Raw genomic sequence first — 15,828 nt, forward strand, 5'->3', positions numbered from 1 at the left:
CCCGCGGGTTCAGTCCACGTACGCGTCGACGAGGGCGGTGGCCTCCTCCAGGGAGAGGCTGCCGCCCTCGGCGTAGGCGGTCTCGAAGACCTCGTCGCCCGCGGCGGCACGGGCCAGCGCCTCCGCGCGGGTGAAACTGTCGCGTTCCATCGTGGTCTTGAAATGCCCCGGGGGCAGCAGCTCCTGGGCGCAGGCCAGCAGCCGCGCTGCGAGGGCGCCCCGGTCCTCCCCGCCGAGCCCGGCCAGCGCCCAGGCCACCACCACCAGATTGATGATCCTCATCTGCGGGGCCACCATCTGCGTGAGCGGGTCGCCCAGCCGCGTCAGCGAGTACCGCGCCTGCTCCAGTCCTCGTTCGTACGCCCCGTCCTGGTTGTCCAGCCAGGCCAGGCCGCCCACCACGAAGCCCTCGAATATCGCCATCGTCTGGGACCTGAACTGCTCCAGCAGCGCCTCGAACTGCTCGCGGGCCTCGTCGGTACGGCCCGAGCGGCCCAGCAGCAGGGCGAGGAAGAGCCGGGCGGCGGGTTTCGCCTCGTGCCCGGTGTGGCGCTCGTCGGCCAGCACCTCGCGCAGGATGGCCTCGCCCTCCTCGGCCCGGTCCAGTTCGGACAGGGCGAAGGCGTACCGGGTCCGGAGCACCGAGACCTGGGCCAGCGCGCCGAGCTTCTCCGCGTACCGGACGGCCTCCAGATAGTCCTCGGCGGCCCGTTCGTAGGCACCGGTCTTCTCGTTGGCCTCGCCGCGCGAGGACAGTGCCTCGGCCATGCCCCAGTCGTCGCCGAGCCGGCGGAAGATCTCCAGAGCCTCGTCGGCGTCCACATGGGCCGCGCCCGACCAGTCGGGCCGGTTGGCCAGGACGTTGGCCCGCATCTGGAGGGCGGCGGCCAGCTCCCACTCGTAGCCGAACTCCCGCGAGGCGCGCACCGTCTCGTCCAGCAGATGGCGCAGGTCGCCGACGCCGCCGGTGAGCATCACGGCGAAGAACCAGAGCGAGCCGGGGCTGCGGCAGGTCTGCGGCTGGCCGGCCCGGTAGGTGGCGGCGATGGCCCGCAGCCGCCGCAGGCTCGACTCGTTCTTCCACTCGTCCATCGCGTGGTCCATGCTGACCAGCTGGACCAGGATCACCTGGCGGCGCGCCTCTTCGAGCAGTTCGGGCCGCATCGGCGGGGGCGCGTCCGTGCAGCGCTCGTGGATCGAGGGCGCCGGGCGCACGGGTTCGGCGAACGGGTCGGGCCCGAGGGCGGCGGTCGCGTCGGCCCAGTGCAGCGCGTCACCGCGCAGATTGCGGATCTGCCAGTACCAGGAGAGCGAGAGCACCAGGCACAGCGCCTCCTGCTCGTCACGGGTGGCGACGGCGTGCCGCAGCGCGGTGCGCAGGTTCTCGTACTCCTGCTGGAGGACGGCGACGGCGGCGTGCTGCCCGGAGCCGCGCAGCAGCGGATCGGTGGTGCGGGCCAGCTCCCGGAAGTACACGAGATGGCGGCGTTCGACGGCTTCCCGCTCACCGGATTCCGCGAGCCGCCGCGCCGCGTACTCGCCGACCGTCTCCAGGAGCCGGTAGCGCATGGCGCCGTCGGCGGCGGGCGCGGCCACGACGAGGGACTTGTCGACGAGGGAGCCGAGGATCGCGGCGATCTCGTGGGCCCGGTCGGGGTCGTGGGCGCAGACCGCTTCGGCGGCCTCCAGGGTGCAGCCGCCGGCGAAGGCCGAGAGCCGGCGCAGTACGGCCCGTTCGTCCTCGGCCAGCAGGTCCCAGGACCAGTCGACGACGGCGCGCAGGGTCTGCTGGCGCGGGAGGACGGTGCGGCTGCCGCTGGTCAGCAGGCGGAAGCGGTCGTCGAGGCGGTCGGCGATCTGGCGCGGGGTGAGCATCCGCAGCCGGGCGGCGGCCAGTTCGATGGCGAGTGGCAGTCCGTCCAGCCTGCGGCAGATCTCGGCGGTGGCCTCGGCCGTGGCGGGGTCGGCGTCGGTCCGGAAGCCGGGCCGGGCGGCGGCCCCGCGCTCGGCCAGCAGGCGCAGCGCCGTCGGGTCGGGCAGGGGTTCCACGGGGCGGAGGAACTCGCCGGGGACGCCGAGGGGTTCGCGGCTGGTGGCGAGGACGGTCAGCCCGGGGCAGTGGGCCAGCAGATGGTCGGCGAGGCCTGCGGCGGCCCCGATCAGATGCTCGCAGTTGTCCAGGAGCAGCAGCATGCGGCGGCTCGCGCAGTGCTCGGTGAGGCGGGCGAGCGGTTCACCGGCACCGCGTTCGGCGGCCCGGAACTCCTCGGCGCCCGCCCCGCGCAGCACGGTCTCCCGGGCGCCGAGCGCGCCGAGCACCGCCTCGGGGACGGCCTCGGGGTCGTCGACCGGGGCGAGTTCGGCGAGCCAGACGCCGTCGGGCCACCGGCCGGGGCCGAAGGATTCGGCGGTCTCCTGGGAGAGCCGGGTCTTGCCGGCGCCGCCGGGGCCGAGGAGCGTGACGAGCCGGGCGCGGGAGAGGTCGCCGCGCAGCGCCTCCATGTCCTGTTCCCGGCCGACGAAACTGGTGAGCCGGGCGCGGAGGTTGCCCTGCCGGACGGCGGGCACGGCGGGCGCGGCGGGCACGACCGGTGCGGCCTCGGGGGCGGCGGGCGGGGGCGCGGGCGCCGGTTCCTGATGGAGCAGTGCGGTGTGGAGCGCGGTGAGTTCGGGTCCGGGGTCGGTGCCGAGCCGGTCGGCGAGCACGGTGCGGACCTCGTCGTAGGCGGCGAGCGCCTGGGCGGTGCGGCCGGCGTCGCGCAGGGCGCGCAGCCGCAGCGCCTGGAGCGGTTCGTCCAGGGGGTGCTCGCCGCAGAGGGCGGTCAGCTCCGGCAGCACCTCGTCGGCGCGGCCGAGCGCGAGCGCGGCGGCGATCCGGGCGCGGCGGGCGTCGAGCCGGCGCAGGGACCAGCGCGCGGCGTCGGAGGCGCGGTCGGGCAGATCGGCGAGGACCGGTCCGCGCCACAGGGCGAGTGCCTCGTCGAGAAGGCCGAGGGCCTTCGCCGGATCGCCCCCGGCGAGGGCCCTCGTCCCTTCGCCGGTCAGCCGGTCGAAGCGGTGGAGGTCGACACGGTCGGGGTCGGCGGTGAGCCGGTAGCCGTTGGCGGCGGAGGCGACGGCGTCGTGGCCCACGGCGCGGCGGAGCCGGCCGACGAGTGCCTGGAGGGCACCGGGCGCGTCGGCGGGCGGCTCTCCGTCCCACACCTCGTCGACGAGGACGGCCGTGGAGACGGTCCGCCCGGCGCGCAGCGCCAGCACGGCCAGCAGGGCGCGCAGCCGCGCCCCGCCGACGGCGACGGGCGTGCCGTCGTCGCGGAAGGCCTGGGTGGTGCCGAGAATGCCGTAACGCATCCGCCCATTGTCCGTGACGGGCGGTGGGCCATCCACAGCCGCCCGGCCGACCCCGCCCGCCCCGCCCCGTGTGCTGCCCGTCATGCCCCCACCCTTCATGGAACTCCCCGCCCGGCGCGAGACGTTTTCCGCGTGTCGCCTGTACGGTCGGGGCGCGCCGCCCGACCGCTGGGTCCGGTCCGGAGTTCCGCGTCGTCCGCCCGCCGAGCGGACGGGGAACTCCGGACCGGCCCCAGGACCGTCCCACCGCCCCCGGGAGCCTGCTGATGACCTCCACGACAGCCCGCAGCGACCGGCGCATCAGCCCGGTCTTCCTCGGTATCGCCGCCGTGACGGCGGTCTCCGGCTGGGCGGTGTGGACGGATTTCGCCGAGCAGCCGGGCTTCGCGACCTTCCTGTTCGTCACCGGGGCATGGGTGGTCTCGCTCTGTCTGCACGAGTACGCGCACGCCAGGACGGCCCTGCACAGCGGGGACATCTCCATCGGCGCGAAGGGCTATCTGACGCTGAACCCGCTGAAGTACACACACGCCCTGCTGAGCATCGTCCTGCCGGTGCTCTTCGTGATCATGGGCGGGATCGGGCTGCCGGGCGGGGCGGTCTTCATCGAGCGGGGCCGGATCCGGGGCCGCTGGCGGCACAGTCTGATCTCGGCGGCGGGTCCGCTGACCAATGTGCTGTTCGCGGTGGTGTGCACGGCGCCGTTCTGGCTGGACGCGCTGGACGGGGTGCCGCGTCCCTTCCGGTACGCGCTGGGCTTCCTGGCGCTGCTCCAGGTGACGGCGGCGATCCTGAACTCGGTCCCGGTGCCGGGGCTGGACGGCTACGGGGTGGTCGAGCCGTGGCTGTCGCACCGGCTGCGCCGCTCGGTGGAGCCCTTCGCCCCGTACGGGCTGATCGCGGTCTTCGGCCTGCTGTGGATCCCCGAGGTCAACGCGGCCTTCTTCGACGGGGTCGACGCGATCCTGCGGGGGCTGGGCGTCAGCGGCACGGAGACGTACTGCGGTCTGGACGCCTACCGGTTCTGGCAGACGGGCGATCCGGGGTGCGCGGTGGCCGGCTGAGCCCCGCGCCGGCGGCTGGGCCCCGCGCCGGGCGACCGAGCCCCGCGCCGGGCGGTTGAGTCCCGGCCCGGCGACTGAGTCCCGCGCCGAGCGGCGGTCAGGCGTCCTGGGCGGTGTTCCGGCGTCGCACGTAGTACCAGGCCATGTTGGACGAGAGCCCGACGAGGAGCACCCAGACGACGCCGAGGAGCCAGCTGCCCTGGACGAAGGCGATCACGGCCGCGACGACGGCGAGGACGCAGACGGCGAGTGCGTAGAGGGCGAGGCGGGGCATGGGGTGGCTCCTGTCGGGGGTGCTGCGCGGTCCCGTCCAGTGTCCCCCATGCCCCCGGACGCCGTGAGCGGGGTGCGGGGCCGGCTCAGACGTCGGTGGTGCGCAGTCCGGCGTGGGCCTTGTAGCGGCGGTTGACCGAGATCAGGTTGGCGACCAGCGATTCGACCTGGTGGGCGTTGCGCAGCCGGCCGGCGAAGATGCCGCGCATCCCGGGGATGCGGGCGGCCAGGGCCTGGACGGTGTCGGTGTCGGCGCGGACCTCGCCGAGGACCAGGACGTCGGTGTCGATCTCCTCGATCGACTCGTCCTGGAGGAGCACCGCGGACAGATGGTGGAAGGCGGCGGTGACGCGGGAGTCGGGCAGCAGGGCGGCGGCCTGCTCGGCGGCGCTGCCCTCCTCGGGCTTGAGGGCGTAGGCGCCCTTCTTGTCGAAGCCGAGCGGGTTGACGCAGTCGACGACGAGCTTGCCGGCCAGTTCCTCGCGCAGGGACTCCAGCGTCTTGGCGTGGCCGTCCCAGGGGACGGCGACGATCACGATGTCGCTCTCCCGGGCGCAGGAGGCGTTGTCGGTGCCGCGCACCCCGTGGCCCAGTTCGGCGGCGGCGGCCTCGGCCCGGTCGGCGGCGCGGGAGCCGATGATCACGCGCTGTCCGGCGCGGGCGAACCGGTAGGCGAGCCCCCGGCCCTGCGGCCCGGTTCCGCCGAGCACGCCGACCGTCAGGCCGGAGACGTCGGGGAGGTCCCAGGGGTCCTTGGCGGGGGGCTTGGGCGCGCTGCCGCTGTCATTCGTAGTCATGGCCCCGACACTACTGCCAGGTACCGGACCGGGCGGCGGCCCCGGCCGTCCAGTGGGACGGGGGTGCCCCATGGACCCGTTCGGGTGATCCGGTGCTGTTCGCCGGTGCCGGGCGCGGCGGCCCTGCATGATGCCGGGCCATGGATGCCGTACGAGTGGCGCTGCTGCGCGAAGTGCTGGCGGGGACCCAGTGGCCGGCGGCCACCCGGCGGTTCGGGGGGACGCTGCGGTCCTGTGTGGTGCCGCACGGCGGCGGGCTGCTGCTGGTGGGGACCGAGGAGTACGAGCCGTGGCATCTGGCCGCCCATCTGGTCGACGAGTCGACCTGGTCCGGGCTGCCGGAGCTGACGCCGACGTTGGTGCGCCACCGGGTGGAGCCCGGGGATCCGGCGCATCTGTCCGTGGGGCTCGGCCGAATCGAGGCGGCCGGGCGGGGCGAGACGCTGCTCGTGGTGGTGCCGGAGCGGCCGGGGGCGGGGCTGCTGGAGCGGGTGCACGACGCCCGCCGGGCCGGGGCGACGGTGCTCTCGCTGGACAACGGCGATCCGGAGGTGCGCGGGCTCGCCCACGAGGCGCTGTCCGTGGCGGACGGCGAGGACGTGGACCTGGACACGGTCCAGCATCTGGTGAGCGCGGCGGCCGGGGAGAACGGGGTGCCGGTGCCACGCGGCCGGCGCCGCTTCCGGGACCGGCTGTCCCGGCTCGCCGACCAGCTGACCGCACCACCGCCGGCCCGGTGGTGAGCGGCGGCCCGCACCTGTCGGCCGCCCCGGCCGACGGGTGCGGGCCCCGACCGCCCCCGCCGATAGATGCCTGCCCCGGCCACCCCAGCCGTCCCGGCCGCTCCCGCCCCCCTCCGCCGCTTCCGCCACCCCGGCCACTCCCGCTACCCCGGCCACCCCATCCACCCCGGCCGATATCTGTTTGCGCAGGACACGGACCGGGACGGACCATGTCTCCTCGTGACCTCCCGCACCTCCCCCGCCGACCGCCCCTCCCTGGCGGCCCGGATCACCGCGCTGCTGCCCGATCTCTCGCCCTGGCGTTCGTCGGCGGACTTCCGCCTCCTGTGGGTGCAGGGGCTCGTCACGTACTTCGGCAGTTTCATGGCGCTGATCGCGCTGCCGCTCCAGATCAAGGAGCTGACCGGCTCCCCGCTGGCCGTCGGCGCGATGGGCGCGGTCGAACTGGTGCCGCTGGTCGTCTTCGGGCTGTACGGCGGGGCGCTCGCGGACGCGGTGGACCGGCGCAAGGTCATCCTGGCCACCGAGGCGGGACTGGGGCTGCTGGCGCTGATCCTGCTGGTCAACGCCTGTCTGCCGGATCCGCTGCTGTGGCCGCTCTACGTCGTGGCCGGCGGGGTCTCGGCCCTCGCCGGGCTCCAGCGGCCCGCGCTCGACTCGCTGATGGCCCGCATCGTGCCGCACGACCAGCTGGGCGCCGCCGCCGCGCTGAACTCGCTGCGCTGGCAGGCCGGCGCGATCATGGGCCCGGCGCTGGCCGGTCTGGTGGTGGCCTACGCGGGGCACGCCACGGCGTACGCGGTGACCGTGACCACCTTCGCCGTCTCCGTCCTGATGTGCCGGCGGCTCGCGCCCGCGCCGCCCGCCGAGAAGGGCACGAAGCCCTCCCTGCGCGGGATAGCCGAAGGGGCCCGCTACGCCTGGAGCAGGCCGGTGCTGCTGGGGACGTACGCGATCGACATGGCGGCGATGTTCTTCGCGTTCCCGAACACGATCTTCCCGTTCCTCGCCGACGACCTCGACGCGGACTGGGCGCTCGGGCTGATGTACGCGGCGGGCTCGGTGGGCTCGCTGCTGCTGGGGCTGACCAGCGGCTGGACCGCCCGGGTACGCAGGCACGGGCTCTTCGTGCTGTTCGGCGCGGCCGTCTGGGGGCTGGCGATCGCGGCGGCGGGCTGGTTCGGCAACGTCTGGCTGGTGCTGGTCTGCCTGGCCGTGGCCGGGGCGGGGGACATGCTCAGCGGGCTGGGCCGGTCCACGATCTGGAACCAGACGATCCCGGAGGAGCTGCGGGGGCGGCTCGCGGGCATCGAGGTGCTGTCGTACAGCGTCGGCCCGCAGCTGGGCCAGGTCCGGGCCGGGGCCATGGCGGGCTGGACGGGGACCCGGGCCGCGATCTGGAGCGGGGGCGTGGCCTGTGTCGCCTCGGTGGCCCTGCTGGCGGCCACCCTGCCGAAGCTCCTGACCTACGACGCGGAGACGGACGAGGACGCGCTGCGCCGACGGGCGCGCAGCCAGGAGGCCCTGGGTGCGGCCGGAGCGAGCGGAGCGGCCTGAGCGGGCGGAGCAGCCGGAGCGGGCAGGGCGAGTACGGCCGGAGCGGGCGCGGCAGGCAGGAGTGGGCGGGGCCTGAGCGGGCGGGGCGGGTGCGGTGGCGGCTGCCCGGGGCGCCGGCCCCGGGCCCGCGGTCCCGGCGCGGGGGCTCAGCCGGCCGCGTCCTCGTCCGGGCCCTGGCGGTCGTGCCACTTGGGGTCGTTCTCCCACTCCAGGTTCCGCTCCCGGGCGATGTCCATGGCGTGCTGGGCCTCCTCGCGGGTGGCGTACGGGCCGAAGCGGTCCTTGGCGGGGCACTCCGGGCCCTCCTCGACCTTCTTGTGCTCCAGGCAGTAGAACCACTCGCCCGGCTTGCCGACCGTGCGCTTCTTGAACAGGGCCATCCCGTGCTCCTTTCCTCTGTGCCATGCTGCCCCAGGCGCGCTGGTTAGACTCGCTGGCATGTCTGGTCAGTCGCTGCTTGTGCCGGGGGAGCTCACTCCCGTCCGTTCCGTGCCCGGAAACATCCGGCGCCCCGAGTATGTGGGCAAGCCGGCCCCGACGCCGTACACCGGCCCCGAGGTCCAGGACGCCGACACCGTCGAGCGCATGCGCGTCGCCGGGCGGATCGCCGCCCAGGCCATGGCCGAGGCGGCCAAGCACATCGCCCCGGGCGTCACGACGGACGAACTCGACCGCGTCGCCCACGAGTTCATGTGCGACCACGGCGCGTACCCGTCGACCCTGGGCTACCGGGGCTTCCCCAAGTCGCTGTGCACCTCGGTCAACGAGGTGATCTGCCACGGGATTCCGGACTCCACGGTGCTGCGCGACGGGGACATCGTGAACCTCGACGTGACCGCGTACCTGAACGGGGTGCACGGCGACAACAACGCCACCTATCTCTGCGGCGACGTCGACGAGGAGTCGCGCCTGCTCGTGGAGCGCACCGAGGAGGCGCTGAACCGGGCGATCAAGGCGGTGCGTCCGGGCCGGCAGATCAATGTGATCGGCCGTGTCATCGAGTCGTACGCGAAGCGCTTCGGCTACGGCGTGGTGCGGGACTTCACCGGGCACGGGATCAACTCCTCGTTCCACTCCGGGCTGATCATCCCGCACTACGACAGCCCGCACGCCACCACCGTGATGCGGCCCGGCATGACGTTCACCATCGAGCCGATGCTGACGCTCGGGACGCACGACTACGACATGTGGGACGACGGCTGGACCGTGGTGACGAAGGACCGCAAGCGCACCGCCCAGTTCGAGCACACCATGGTCGTGACGGAGACGGGCGCGGACATCCTCACGCTTCCGTAGGGCCCGTCCGCCGGATCACGGCCGGGGCGCCGGCGCGGCTGTCAGCACCTCCCGGCACCACTGGCGGAAGCCGGTGGGGGCCGGGGCGGTCAGGGTCCGCCAGCCGGGCGCGTAGATGCCGTCGTCCTGCGCGGCCGCCATGTCGAGCAGCCCCTGGGCCCAGGCGGGGTTCATCCCGTACCGCGTCAGCGTCGCGCGGTACTCCTCGGCGTCCGGCCGCTCGAAGCGGACCGGGCGCTCCAGGACCTCCGACAGCACCTCCGCCATGCCGTCGGGGGTGAGGGAGTCCGGGCCTATCAGCGGGACCGTCTCCTGCCCGCTCCAGGAGTCGTCGGCGAGGAGGCGGGCGGCCACGGCGGCGATGTCGCGGGTGGCGACGAGCGGCAGCGCCCGGTCGGCGGCGACCGGCAGGGAGAGCACGCCCCGCGCCCTGAGCGCGTCCGCCTGGTGGAGCAGGTTCTCCATGAAGAACGGCATGGCCAGGGACCGGTAGTCCACCCCGGTCGCCTCGATCGCCTCGTCCATCGCGAACGCGGCCGACAACTGCCCGGCGGGCGCCCCGTATGCCCGACCCAGGCTGCTGACCCCGACGACGCGCCGGACCCCCCGGTCCGTCAGAGCCGCGCAGGCCGGGCGGGTGAAGCCGAGGTAGTGCTCCCGGATGTCGCCGGCGCCCGGGTCCGGCGGGACCAGCCAGAGCACACTGCCGGCGCCTTCGAACGCCTCCCCCAGCACCGCCGGGTCCCGGTGGGAGCCCCGGACGATCTCCACGCGCTCACGCGCCTCCGGGGCGAGACGGTCGGGGTCGCGGGCAATCACCCGTACCTTCCGGCCCTCGTCGAGCAGCAGGCCGAGCACTTGGCGGCCGATCCGGCCGGTGGGAGCGGTGAGAACGATCACGGGTGCCTCCGAAATGCGCAGGGCTGTGGTGCGGCACGGCACGCCCGTCGTCGCCGACGACCCGCCGTTTCCACCGTTAACGATTGCACGCTAACACCGATACCGCAAGGCGCTAACAGCGTTCCGTTATCATCGGAAACCATGGAGACCGAGCGCCCCGCCCCCGCCGAGAGCAACCGCCAACGGATCATCGCCTCCGCCACCCGGCTGCTGGCGGAGGAGGGGCGCGAGGCGGTGTCGACGCGCGCCGTCAGCGCCGCGGCCGGCGTCCAGGCGCCCACCATCTACCGGCTCTTCGGCGACAAGCAGGGCCTGCTCGACGCCGTCGCCGCCCACGGGTTCGCGAGCCATGTCGACGAGAAGGCCGCGCTGGAAACGACCGGCGACCCGGTGGAGGACCTGCGCAGAGGGTGGGACTTCAACACCGAGTTCGGGCTGGCCAATCCGGCCCTGTACACCCTGATGTACGCCCAGCCCAGCCCCGGCACCCCCTCCACCGCCGCCACGGCCGCGCTGGAGATCCTCGGCGCCCACATCCACCGGATCGCCGAGGCCGGACGCCTGCGGATCGACGAGGCGCGCGCCACGCACCTGGTGCACGCCGTGGGCGGCGGCACCACCCTCGCCCTCATCGCCACCCCCGAGGACGACCGGGACCTGAGCGTGTCCCGTCTGGCCAGGGAGGCGGTCATCTCCGCGATCACCACCGAGGCCCCCGTCTCCCCTCCCCCCGGACCCGCCGCCGCGGCCGTCGCCCTGCACGCCCTGCTCCCCCGTACCGGCGCACTGACCGCCGGCGAACGCGCCCTGCTCACCGAACTGCTCGACCGCATCTCGGCCACCCCCGACGAGACCGGCTGACACCGGACGCCTGCCGACCGCCGCCTGCCGCCTGCCGCCTGTCGCCTGTCGCCTGCCGACCGCCGCCTACCGAAACCACCCGACGCAACCACCCGGCAGCAGGCCCCGCACCACCACCCGGCACGAGCGCCCGGCGAGACGAAACAGGCGGAAGGACCGCGCCGCCGCGCGTCCGCTTTTCCCGACAGCTTTTCCCGACAGCACGTCGGCAAGCAGTTGACTTAGGTAAGCCTAAGTAGGAAGATCGACGCACCGGCAGGCGTCGCGGGAGTCCCGCGCGACGGGCCGACATATCCCACTCTTTCTGGACTTCCCGTCCCCTTCGGCCCCGGAGGCCCGCCTTGGACGCAACCGCTACCGTCACGCCCTTCTCGACGCTGATCCGTACCGCGTCGCACGAGCAGCACACCGAGGCGGAGACCACGACCTTCATGGGCGACCTGCTCGGCGGGCGGCTCGGGGTGGACGCGTACACCCGCTACACCGAGCAACTGTGGTTCGTGTACCGGGCGCTGGAGGAGGGGGCCGGGGAGCTGGCCGGTGACCCGGTCGCCGGGCCCTTCGTCCGGCCGGAGCTGATGCGCACCGCCGAGTTGGAGCGCGACCTCGCCCATCTGCGGGGCGCGGACTGGCGCGAGGGCCTGGAGCCGCTGCCGGCCACCGCCACGTACGCCGCCCGGGTCGCCGAGTGCGCGCGCACCTGGCCGGCCGGGTACATAGCCCACCACTACACCCGCTACCTGGGCGACCTGTCGGGCGGTCAGATCATCCGGGACAAGGCGGAACGGACCTGGGGCTTTACGCGCAAGGGCGACGGGGTGCGGTTCTACGTGTTCGAGGAAATAACCAACCCCGCCGCCTTCAAGCGCGACTACCGCGAACTGCTCGACGCGGTCGACGCGGACAATCTGGAGAAGCAGCGGATCGTGGACGAGTGCAAGCGCGCGTTCGCGCTGAACACCGCCGTGTTCCGGGAGCTGGGCGAGGCCTTCCGCGCCGCCTAGGCCGGGTCCCGGTCCGGGCCGCCCGGACCGGGACCCGATCGATCAGCCGTGGTGGGCCAGTACCACCCTGCCGCCGATCTCCACCGTGCCGTCCGGTGCCGGTGCGGTGAGGATCTGGGAGCCGCGGCCCTGTGCGATGTTGAGCGCGCGACCGAGTTCCGCGCTCAGCAACAGGGCCGCGGCTCCCGTCGCTTCGTCCTCCGCGATTCCGTCATCCCTACGGGGGAACGCCCGAGCCCGCACCCGGCCCGCCGCCTCGTCCTCCCACGCCCAGGCGTACAGCCAGCCCTCGCCCGGCGGCGGGGCCGGCAGCGCGTCGACCTCGGCGGCCGAGGCGTACCGCTCCAGCCGGCGCGGGGGTGCCCACTCGGGGCGGGCGGTGATCCAGGTGAACTCCCCGTCGTGGCGGGCGAACACCTCCCCCACCCCCAGTTCCAGGATCTCCAGATCGAGCAGCCAGGCCGCTCCCACCACGGGATGTCCGGCGAAGGGCAGCCGGAGACCGGGGGTGTAGATGTCCAGATCGCCGCGCTCCGGGTCGTCCACGAACACCGTCTCGCTGAAGCCGAGTTGCCGGGCGAGCTGCTGCCGGGAGGCCTGATCGGGGTAGCCGCGCCCGTCGCGCACGACGCCGAGGGCGTTGCCGTGCCGTCCGTCGGGGCCGCAGAACACGCGCAGCACATCGGTGCCGGCGGGTACGTCGTAGTGGTTCACGTCCGCATTCAAGCACCCGTCCGGGCACCGGTTCCTCCTGAGGACCGGTGCCCGGACGGGTCGCTCCGCGTGGGGAGACGGGCCGGACGCGTCAGACGGTACGGCGGCGGCGCGCGACGACGACCGCTCCGGCACCGGCCGCCACGATGACGCCCGAGGCGGCGAACAGGGCGCCGGCCGGGAGGTCCGAGCCGGTGGAGGCGAGGGCCCCGGAGCCGCCGACCGTACCCGCGCCGCCCACGGTGCCGCCGGTGGACGAACCGGAGTTCGTGGTCGTCCCGCCCGTGGAGCCGCCTGTGGAGCCGCCGGTGGACGGCAGGGTCGCGTCCTTGTCGAGGGCGACCGCGACGGTCAGCGCGTCGAGCTGCTCGCCCGCCTTGTACATCCCGCCGAACACCTTGGCCGCGCCGTCGGCGGTGAGGGTGGCGGGCACGGCCGAGAGGGTCACCACGCCGTTCTTCGCGGTGAGTCCGCCGGCGGGCAGCCTGAGGTCGGCGACGGTCAGCGCGGTGTACGTGGACGTCTTGCCGGTGGCCCGGTCCTTCGCCGTGACATCGGCGACGAGGCGGCCCTTGGTGCCCTCGGCCCGGATCTCCAGTCCGGTCAGCGCGAGGTCGAGGGCGTAGCTGCCGTTCTCCTCGTGGCCGAGGAAGCGGACCTTTCCGTCGAAGGAGGCCGTGAGGGTCTGCTTCCCGGCGTCGAACCGACCGGTGGCGTCGGGGAAGCGGTAGCCCTGTCCGGTCGCGGTGGCTCCGGCGGTCGTCTCGACGCGGCCGTGCGCGATGGGGCCCGTGACGTACGAGCGGAAGGAGGACTTCACACCCCAGTCCAGGGTGCCGTCGACGATCTCGCCCTGGGAGGCGGGGCGGCCGGTGGCCGTGGCGGTGCTCGTCGAGGTGGGCTTCGGGGTGGACCCGGTCGGCTCGGTGGTGGGCTTCTCCGTCGGCTTCGTGGTGGGCTTCGTGGTCGGATCGGTGGGCTTCGTGGTCGGCTTCTCCGTCGGCTCGGTCGGGGCCTTGACCGCCGTGACGGTGAGCGTGGCGGGGTCGAGCACCTCCCCTTCCTTGTACTGGCCGTTGAAGGCCTCGGAGCCCGCCTTGGTGAGCGTGGCGGGGATGTCCTTGAAGACCATCGCCCCGCCCGTGCCCTGGCCCGGACGGACGGCCGAGAGGTCGAGGTCGGCGACGGCCACGTCGTTCGCGGTGCCCTGCGGGGTCGCCACATCGGCGGTGATCGCGCCGCCGGTGCCGCTGGTGGAGAGCTTGAGGTCGGAGAGCGTGATGTCGAGGACGCCGCCGTGGGCCGAGAAGTTGACGCTGCCGTCGAAGGCGGTGTCGGTGCCGTGGGTGGTGAGGTCGTAGGTGCCCTTGCCGTTGCCGAAGGTGAAGACGCCGTTGGAGGCGGCCTGGGTGGCGCCGTCCTTGACCGTGATGGTGCCGGCGGCGCCGATGTACTTGCGGAAGGACTCCTTGAAGCCCCAGTCCAGCGTGCCGTCCTTCAGCTCCATCGTGGAGGCGGCTGCGGCCTCCTGCGTGGACGACGGAGCGGCGGCGAGTGCCGGCAGGGCGAAGACGGCGCCGAGGGTGGCGGCGGTCGCGACGGCTGCGGCGAGGGTGATGGGGCGGCGGGTGGCTGCCATGGTCGGGGGTCTCCTCAGGGGTGGAACAGGTATCGGGGGATGGGGATACGGGGATGGGGATGTGACGGAGTCACGGGATGTGACGGAGTCACGAGGTATGGAGAGGGTCAGGAACCCGGGGGTGTGGGGGTCGTGGGGTCTGCGGTGGGGCGGTTGCGGCGGACCAGGGCGAGCACCCCGGCCGCGACGGCGGCCAGGACTCCGGCGCCGCCGAGGACCGCGTACAGCCCGGTGCGGGAGCCCTCGTCGGGCGCGGCGGCCGCGGCCGGGGCGGTGCTCGCGGGGGCCGCGGTGCCGGGCTCGGCCGAGGGGGCCGGCTCGCTGCCCAGATCGGGGAGGGCGGGCAGCTTCGCCGAGGCCTCGACGGCCACGGCCAGGGAGACCGGGTCCATGGCGGTGCCCGCCGTGTAGAGCGAGCCGAAGGCCTTGGCCCCGCCGGAGGTCAGGGTGGCCGGGGCCTCGGTGAGGACGGCGAGCCCGTTCTTCGGGACGAAGTCCTCGGCGGTGAAGGTGACCAGCGGGACGGCCCTGCTGGTGGCGTCGTCGGTGCGGACGTCCGCGCTCAGCGTGCCCCGGCCCGCCTTCACGGCGACCGTGAACCGGGACAGCGTCAGATCGAGGCCGCCCGCCCCGGTGAAGCGGACGCCGCCCGCGAAGTCCGCCGCCAGGGTTTTCCTCGCGGGGTCGTACGTACCAGTGCCCTTCGGGAAGCGGAAGAGCGCGCCGCCGTCCTGGGCACCGCCGGACAGCGTCCACTTCCCCTGTCCGATCGAGCCGGTGACGTACTCGCGGTAGGTGCGGCGTACGCCCCAGTCGACGGCGGCGTCCTCGATGCGGCCGGCCGCGGCGGTCTTCCTCGGCGCGGCGCTCGCGCCCTTCCCGGAGGGTGAGGAGGACGGGGACGGCTTCGCGGCCGGGCCCGTGGTGTCCACCGAGAGGCTGACCGGGTCCAGCGGCGTCCCGGCCGTGTAGTAGCCGGCGAAGGCCTGGGCGCCCCGCGCGGTCAGCGTCGCCGGGACGTGGGTGAGGGCGACGGGTGTGGAGCCGCCCCGCATGTCGATGCCGCCCAGCGAGAGCGTGGCGAGCGGGACCTGGGCGGCGGAGGTGACCCGCCCGGTCCCCCGGTCCCTGCTCGTCATATCGGCGTGGATCGTGCCGCTGCCGCCCTGGATGCGGACGGTGGGACGGCTGATCGTGAGGTCGAGTTCGTACGAGCCGTCCGGCTTGCGGTGGCCCGTGAAGTGGACGCCGCCCGAGAAGCCGGAGCGGAACGCGCCGCTCGCCGGATCGTAGGAACCGGTCGCCGAGTGGAAGCGGAACCGGTCGGCGCCGACCGTGGCGGCCCCGCCCGTCAGGCTCCAACTGCCTTGCGCGATCGGGCCCGTGACATAGCTCTGGAACGAGGACTTGATGCCCCAGTCCAGCCGCCCGCCCTGCACCGTACGGGCCGCGGCGTGCGCGGCCGTGACCGGGAGCAGGGCCCCGGCGACCACCCCCACGAGCGCGACCACCAGGGCGCGGACAGCACGGAACGACGGCATGGGGACCCCTCCGAGGGCTAGAAAGTGAGGTAAGGCTAACCTAAGGTATGAACATCCTGTGCTGGTACCCCCTTCCCGCACATTCCTC

Annotated in this window: 14 protein-coding genes; 6 read left to right on the forward strand and 8 right to left on the reverse strand. The window is 73.9% G+C overall.

Translation table 11 applies throughout. The annotated features are described in order from the left end of the window. Positions 1 to 9 precede the first annotated feature (9 nt). Positions 10 to 3,351 (reverse strand): ATP-binding protein, encoded by a 3,342-nt coding sequence (locus ACFVDM_RS03290; RefSeq protein WP_383632411.1) that lies wholly within the window; start codon positions 3,349 to 3,351, stop codon positions 10 to 12. 266 nt (positions 3,352 to 3,617) lie between these two features. On the opposite strand from ACFVDM_RS03290, the gene ACFVDM_RS03295 reads away from it, so the two are divergent. Continuing rightward, complete coding sequence (locus ACFVDM_RS03295) at positions 3,618 to 4,415, forward strand: site-2 protease family protein (protein WP_383632414.1); 798 nt, start codon at positions 3,618 to 3,620, stop codon at positions 4,413 to 4,415. Positions 4,416 to 4,512: 97 nt separating this feature from the next. Here the strand turns inward: ACFVDM_RS03295 and ACFVDM_RS03300 are convergent, their stop codons facing one another. Then, positions 4,513 to 4,689, reverse strand: a complete 177-nt coding sequence (locus tag ACFVDM_RS03300; RefSeq protein ID WP_383632417.1) for a hypothetical protein — start codon at positions 4,687 to 4,689, stop codon at positions 4,513 to 4,515. A gap of 85 nt (positions 4,690 to 4,774) precedes the next feature. Beyond that, on the reverse strand, positions 4,775 to 5,485 hold the full coding sequence (gene npdG / locus ACFVDM_RS03305; protein WP_383632420.1) for an NADPH-dependent F420 reductase: 711 nt from the start codon (positions 5,483 to 5,485) through the stop codon (positions 4,775 to 4,777). Positions 5,486 to 5,625: 140 nt separating this feature from the next. Here npdG and ACFVDM_RS03310 point away from each other — a divergent pair, with 140 nt between their 5' ends. Beyond that, positions 5,626 to 6,228, forward strand: a complete 603-nt coding sequence (locus tag ACFVDM_RS03310; protein ID WP_383632423.1) for a hypothetical protein — start codon at positions 5,626 to 5,628, stop codon at positions 6,226 to 6,228. A gap of 267 nt (positions 6,229 to 6,495) precedes the next feature. Further along, entirely contained in the window at positions 6,496 to 7,785 is a 1,290-nt protein-coding gene (locus ACFVDM_RS03315; RefSeq protein WP_383633500.1) for an MFS transporter, read from the forward strand. 146 nt (positions 7,786 to 7,931) lie between these two features. On the opposite strand, the gene ACFVDM_RS03320 is transcribed toward ACFVDM_RS03315, so the two are convergent. Beyond that, complete coding sequence (locus tag ACFVDM_RS03320) at positions 7,932 to 8,165, reverse strand: hypothetical protein (protein WP_383632426.1); 234 nt, start codon at positions 8,163 to 8,165, stop codon at positions 7,932 to 7,934. A 58-nt stretch (positions 8,166 to 8,223) separates the two neighbouring features. Here ACFVDM_RS03320 and map point away from each other — a divergent pair, with 58 nt between their 5' ends. Further along, positions 8,224 to 9,081: a type I methionyl aminopeptidase gene (gene map, locus ACFVDM_RS03325; RefSeq protein WP_383632429.1), complete on the forward strand. Its 858-nt coding sequence runs from the start codon at positions 8,224 to 8,226 to the stop codon at positions 9,079 to 9,081. Positions 9,082 to 9,096: 15 nt separating this feature from the next. Here map and ACFVDM_RS03330 read toward each other — a convergent pair whose 3' ends face one another. Beyond that, positions 9,097 to 9,981: an NAD(P)H-binding protein gene (locus tag ACFVDM_RS03330; protein WP_383632432.1), complete on the reverse strand. Its 885-nt coding sequence runs from the start codon at positions 9,979 to 9,981 to the stop codon at positions 9,097 to 9,099. 141 nt (positions 9,982 to 10,122) lie between these two features. Here ACFVDM_RS03330 and ACFVDM_RS03335 point away from each other — a divergent pair, with 141 nt between their 5' ends. Both ACFVDM_RS03335 and ACFVDM_RS03340 read left to right on the forward strand, forming a co-directional pair. Continuing rightward, entirely contained in the window at positions 10,123 to 10,842 is a 720-nt protein-coding gene (locus ACFVDM_RS03335) for a TetR/AcrR family transcriptional regulator (RefSeq protein ID WP_383632435.1), read from the forward strand. A gap of 341 nt (positions 10,843 to 11,183) precedes the next feature. Further along, on the forward strand, positions 11,184 to 11,846 hold the full coding sequence (locus ACFVDM_RS03340; RefSeq protein WP_383632438.1) for a heme oxygenase (biliverdin-producing): 663 nt from the start codon (positions 11,184 to 11,186) through the stop codon (positions 11,844 to 11,846). 42 nt (positions 11,847 to 11,888) lie between these two features. On the opposite strand, the gene ACFVDM_RS03345 is transcribed toward ACFVDM_RS03340, so the two are convergent. The 3 genes from ACFVDM_RS03345 to ACFVDM_RS03355 form a co-directional block, all read right to left on the reverse strand. Next, complete coding sequence (locus tag ACFVDM_RS03345; protein ID WP_383632441.1) at positions 11,889 to 12,560, reverse strand: PhzF family phenazine biosynthesis protein; 672 nt, start codon at positions 12,558 to 12,560, stop codon at positions 11,889 to 11,891. A gap of 91 nt (positions 12,561 to 12,651) precedes the next feature. Next, positions 12,652 to 14,199 (reverse strand): HtaA domain-containing protein, encoded by a 1,548-nt coding sequence (locus ACFVDM_RS03350; RefSeq protein WP_383632444.1) that lies wholly within the window; start codon positions 14,197 to 14,199, stop codon positions 12,652 to 12,654. A gap of 107 nt (positions 14,200 to 14,306) precedes the next feature. Beyond that, complete coding sequence (locus ACFVDM_RS03355) at positions 14,307 to 15,740, reverse strand: HtaA domain-containing protein (protein WP_383632447.1); 1,434 nt, start codon at positions 15,738 to 15,740, stop codon at positions 14,307 to 14,309. Positions 15,741 to 15,828: the final 88 nt, after the last annotated feature.

It is taken from the genome of Streptomyces sp. NPDC057682, from assembly GCF_042799575.1.
Classification (GTDB): Bacteria; Actinomycetota; Actinomycetes; order Streptomycetales; family Streptomycetaceae; genus Streptomyces.

Excerpts from the sequence above, each read along its gene's own strand:
- ACFVDM_RS03290 (WP_383632411.1), bottom strand. The coding sequence starts at position 3,351 with ATGCGTTACGGCATTCTCGGCACCACCCAGGCCTTCCGCGACGACGGC.
- ACFVDM_RS03295 (WP_383632414.1), top strand. The coding sequence starts at position 3,618 with ATGACCTCCACGACAGCCCGCAGCGACCGGCGCATCAGCCCGGTCTTC.
- ACFVDM_RS03300 (WP_383632417.1), bottom strand. The coding sequence starts at position 4,689 with ATGCCCCGCCTCGCCCTCTACGCACTCGCCGTCTGCGTCCTCGCCGTC.
- npdG (WP_383632420.1), bottom strand. The coding sequence starts at position 5,485 with ATGACTACGAATGACAGCGGCAGCGCGCCCAAGCCCCCCGCCAAGGAC.
- ACFVDM_RS03310 (WP_383632423.1), top strand. The coding sequence starts at position 5,626 with ATGGATGCCGTACGAGTGGCGCTGCTGCGCGAAGTGCTGGCGGGGACC.
- ACFVDM_RS03320 (WP_383632426.1), bottom strand. The coding sequence starts at position 8,165 with ATGGCCCTGTTCAAGAAGCGCACGGTCGGCAAGCCGGGCGAGTGGTTC.
- map (WP_383632429.1), top strand. The coding sequence starts at position 8,224 with ATGTCTGGTCAGTCGCTGCTTGTGCCGGGGGAGCTCACTCCCGTCCGT.
- ACFVDM_RS03335 (WP_383632435.1), top strand. The coding sequence starts at position 10,123 with ATGGAGACCGAGCGCCCCGCCCCCGCCGAGAGCAACCGCCAACGGATC.
- ACFVDM_RS03350 (WP_383632444.1), bottom strand. The coding sequence starts at position 14,199 with ATGGCAGCCACCCGCCGCCCCATCACCCTCGCCGCAGCCGTCGCGACC.
- ACFVDM_RS03355 (WP_383632447.1), bottom strand. The coding sequence starts at position 15,740 with ATGCCGTCGTTCCGTGCTGTCCGCGCCCTGGTGGTCGCGCTCGTGGGG.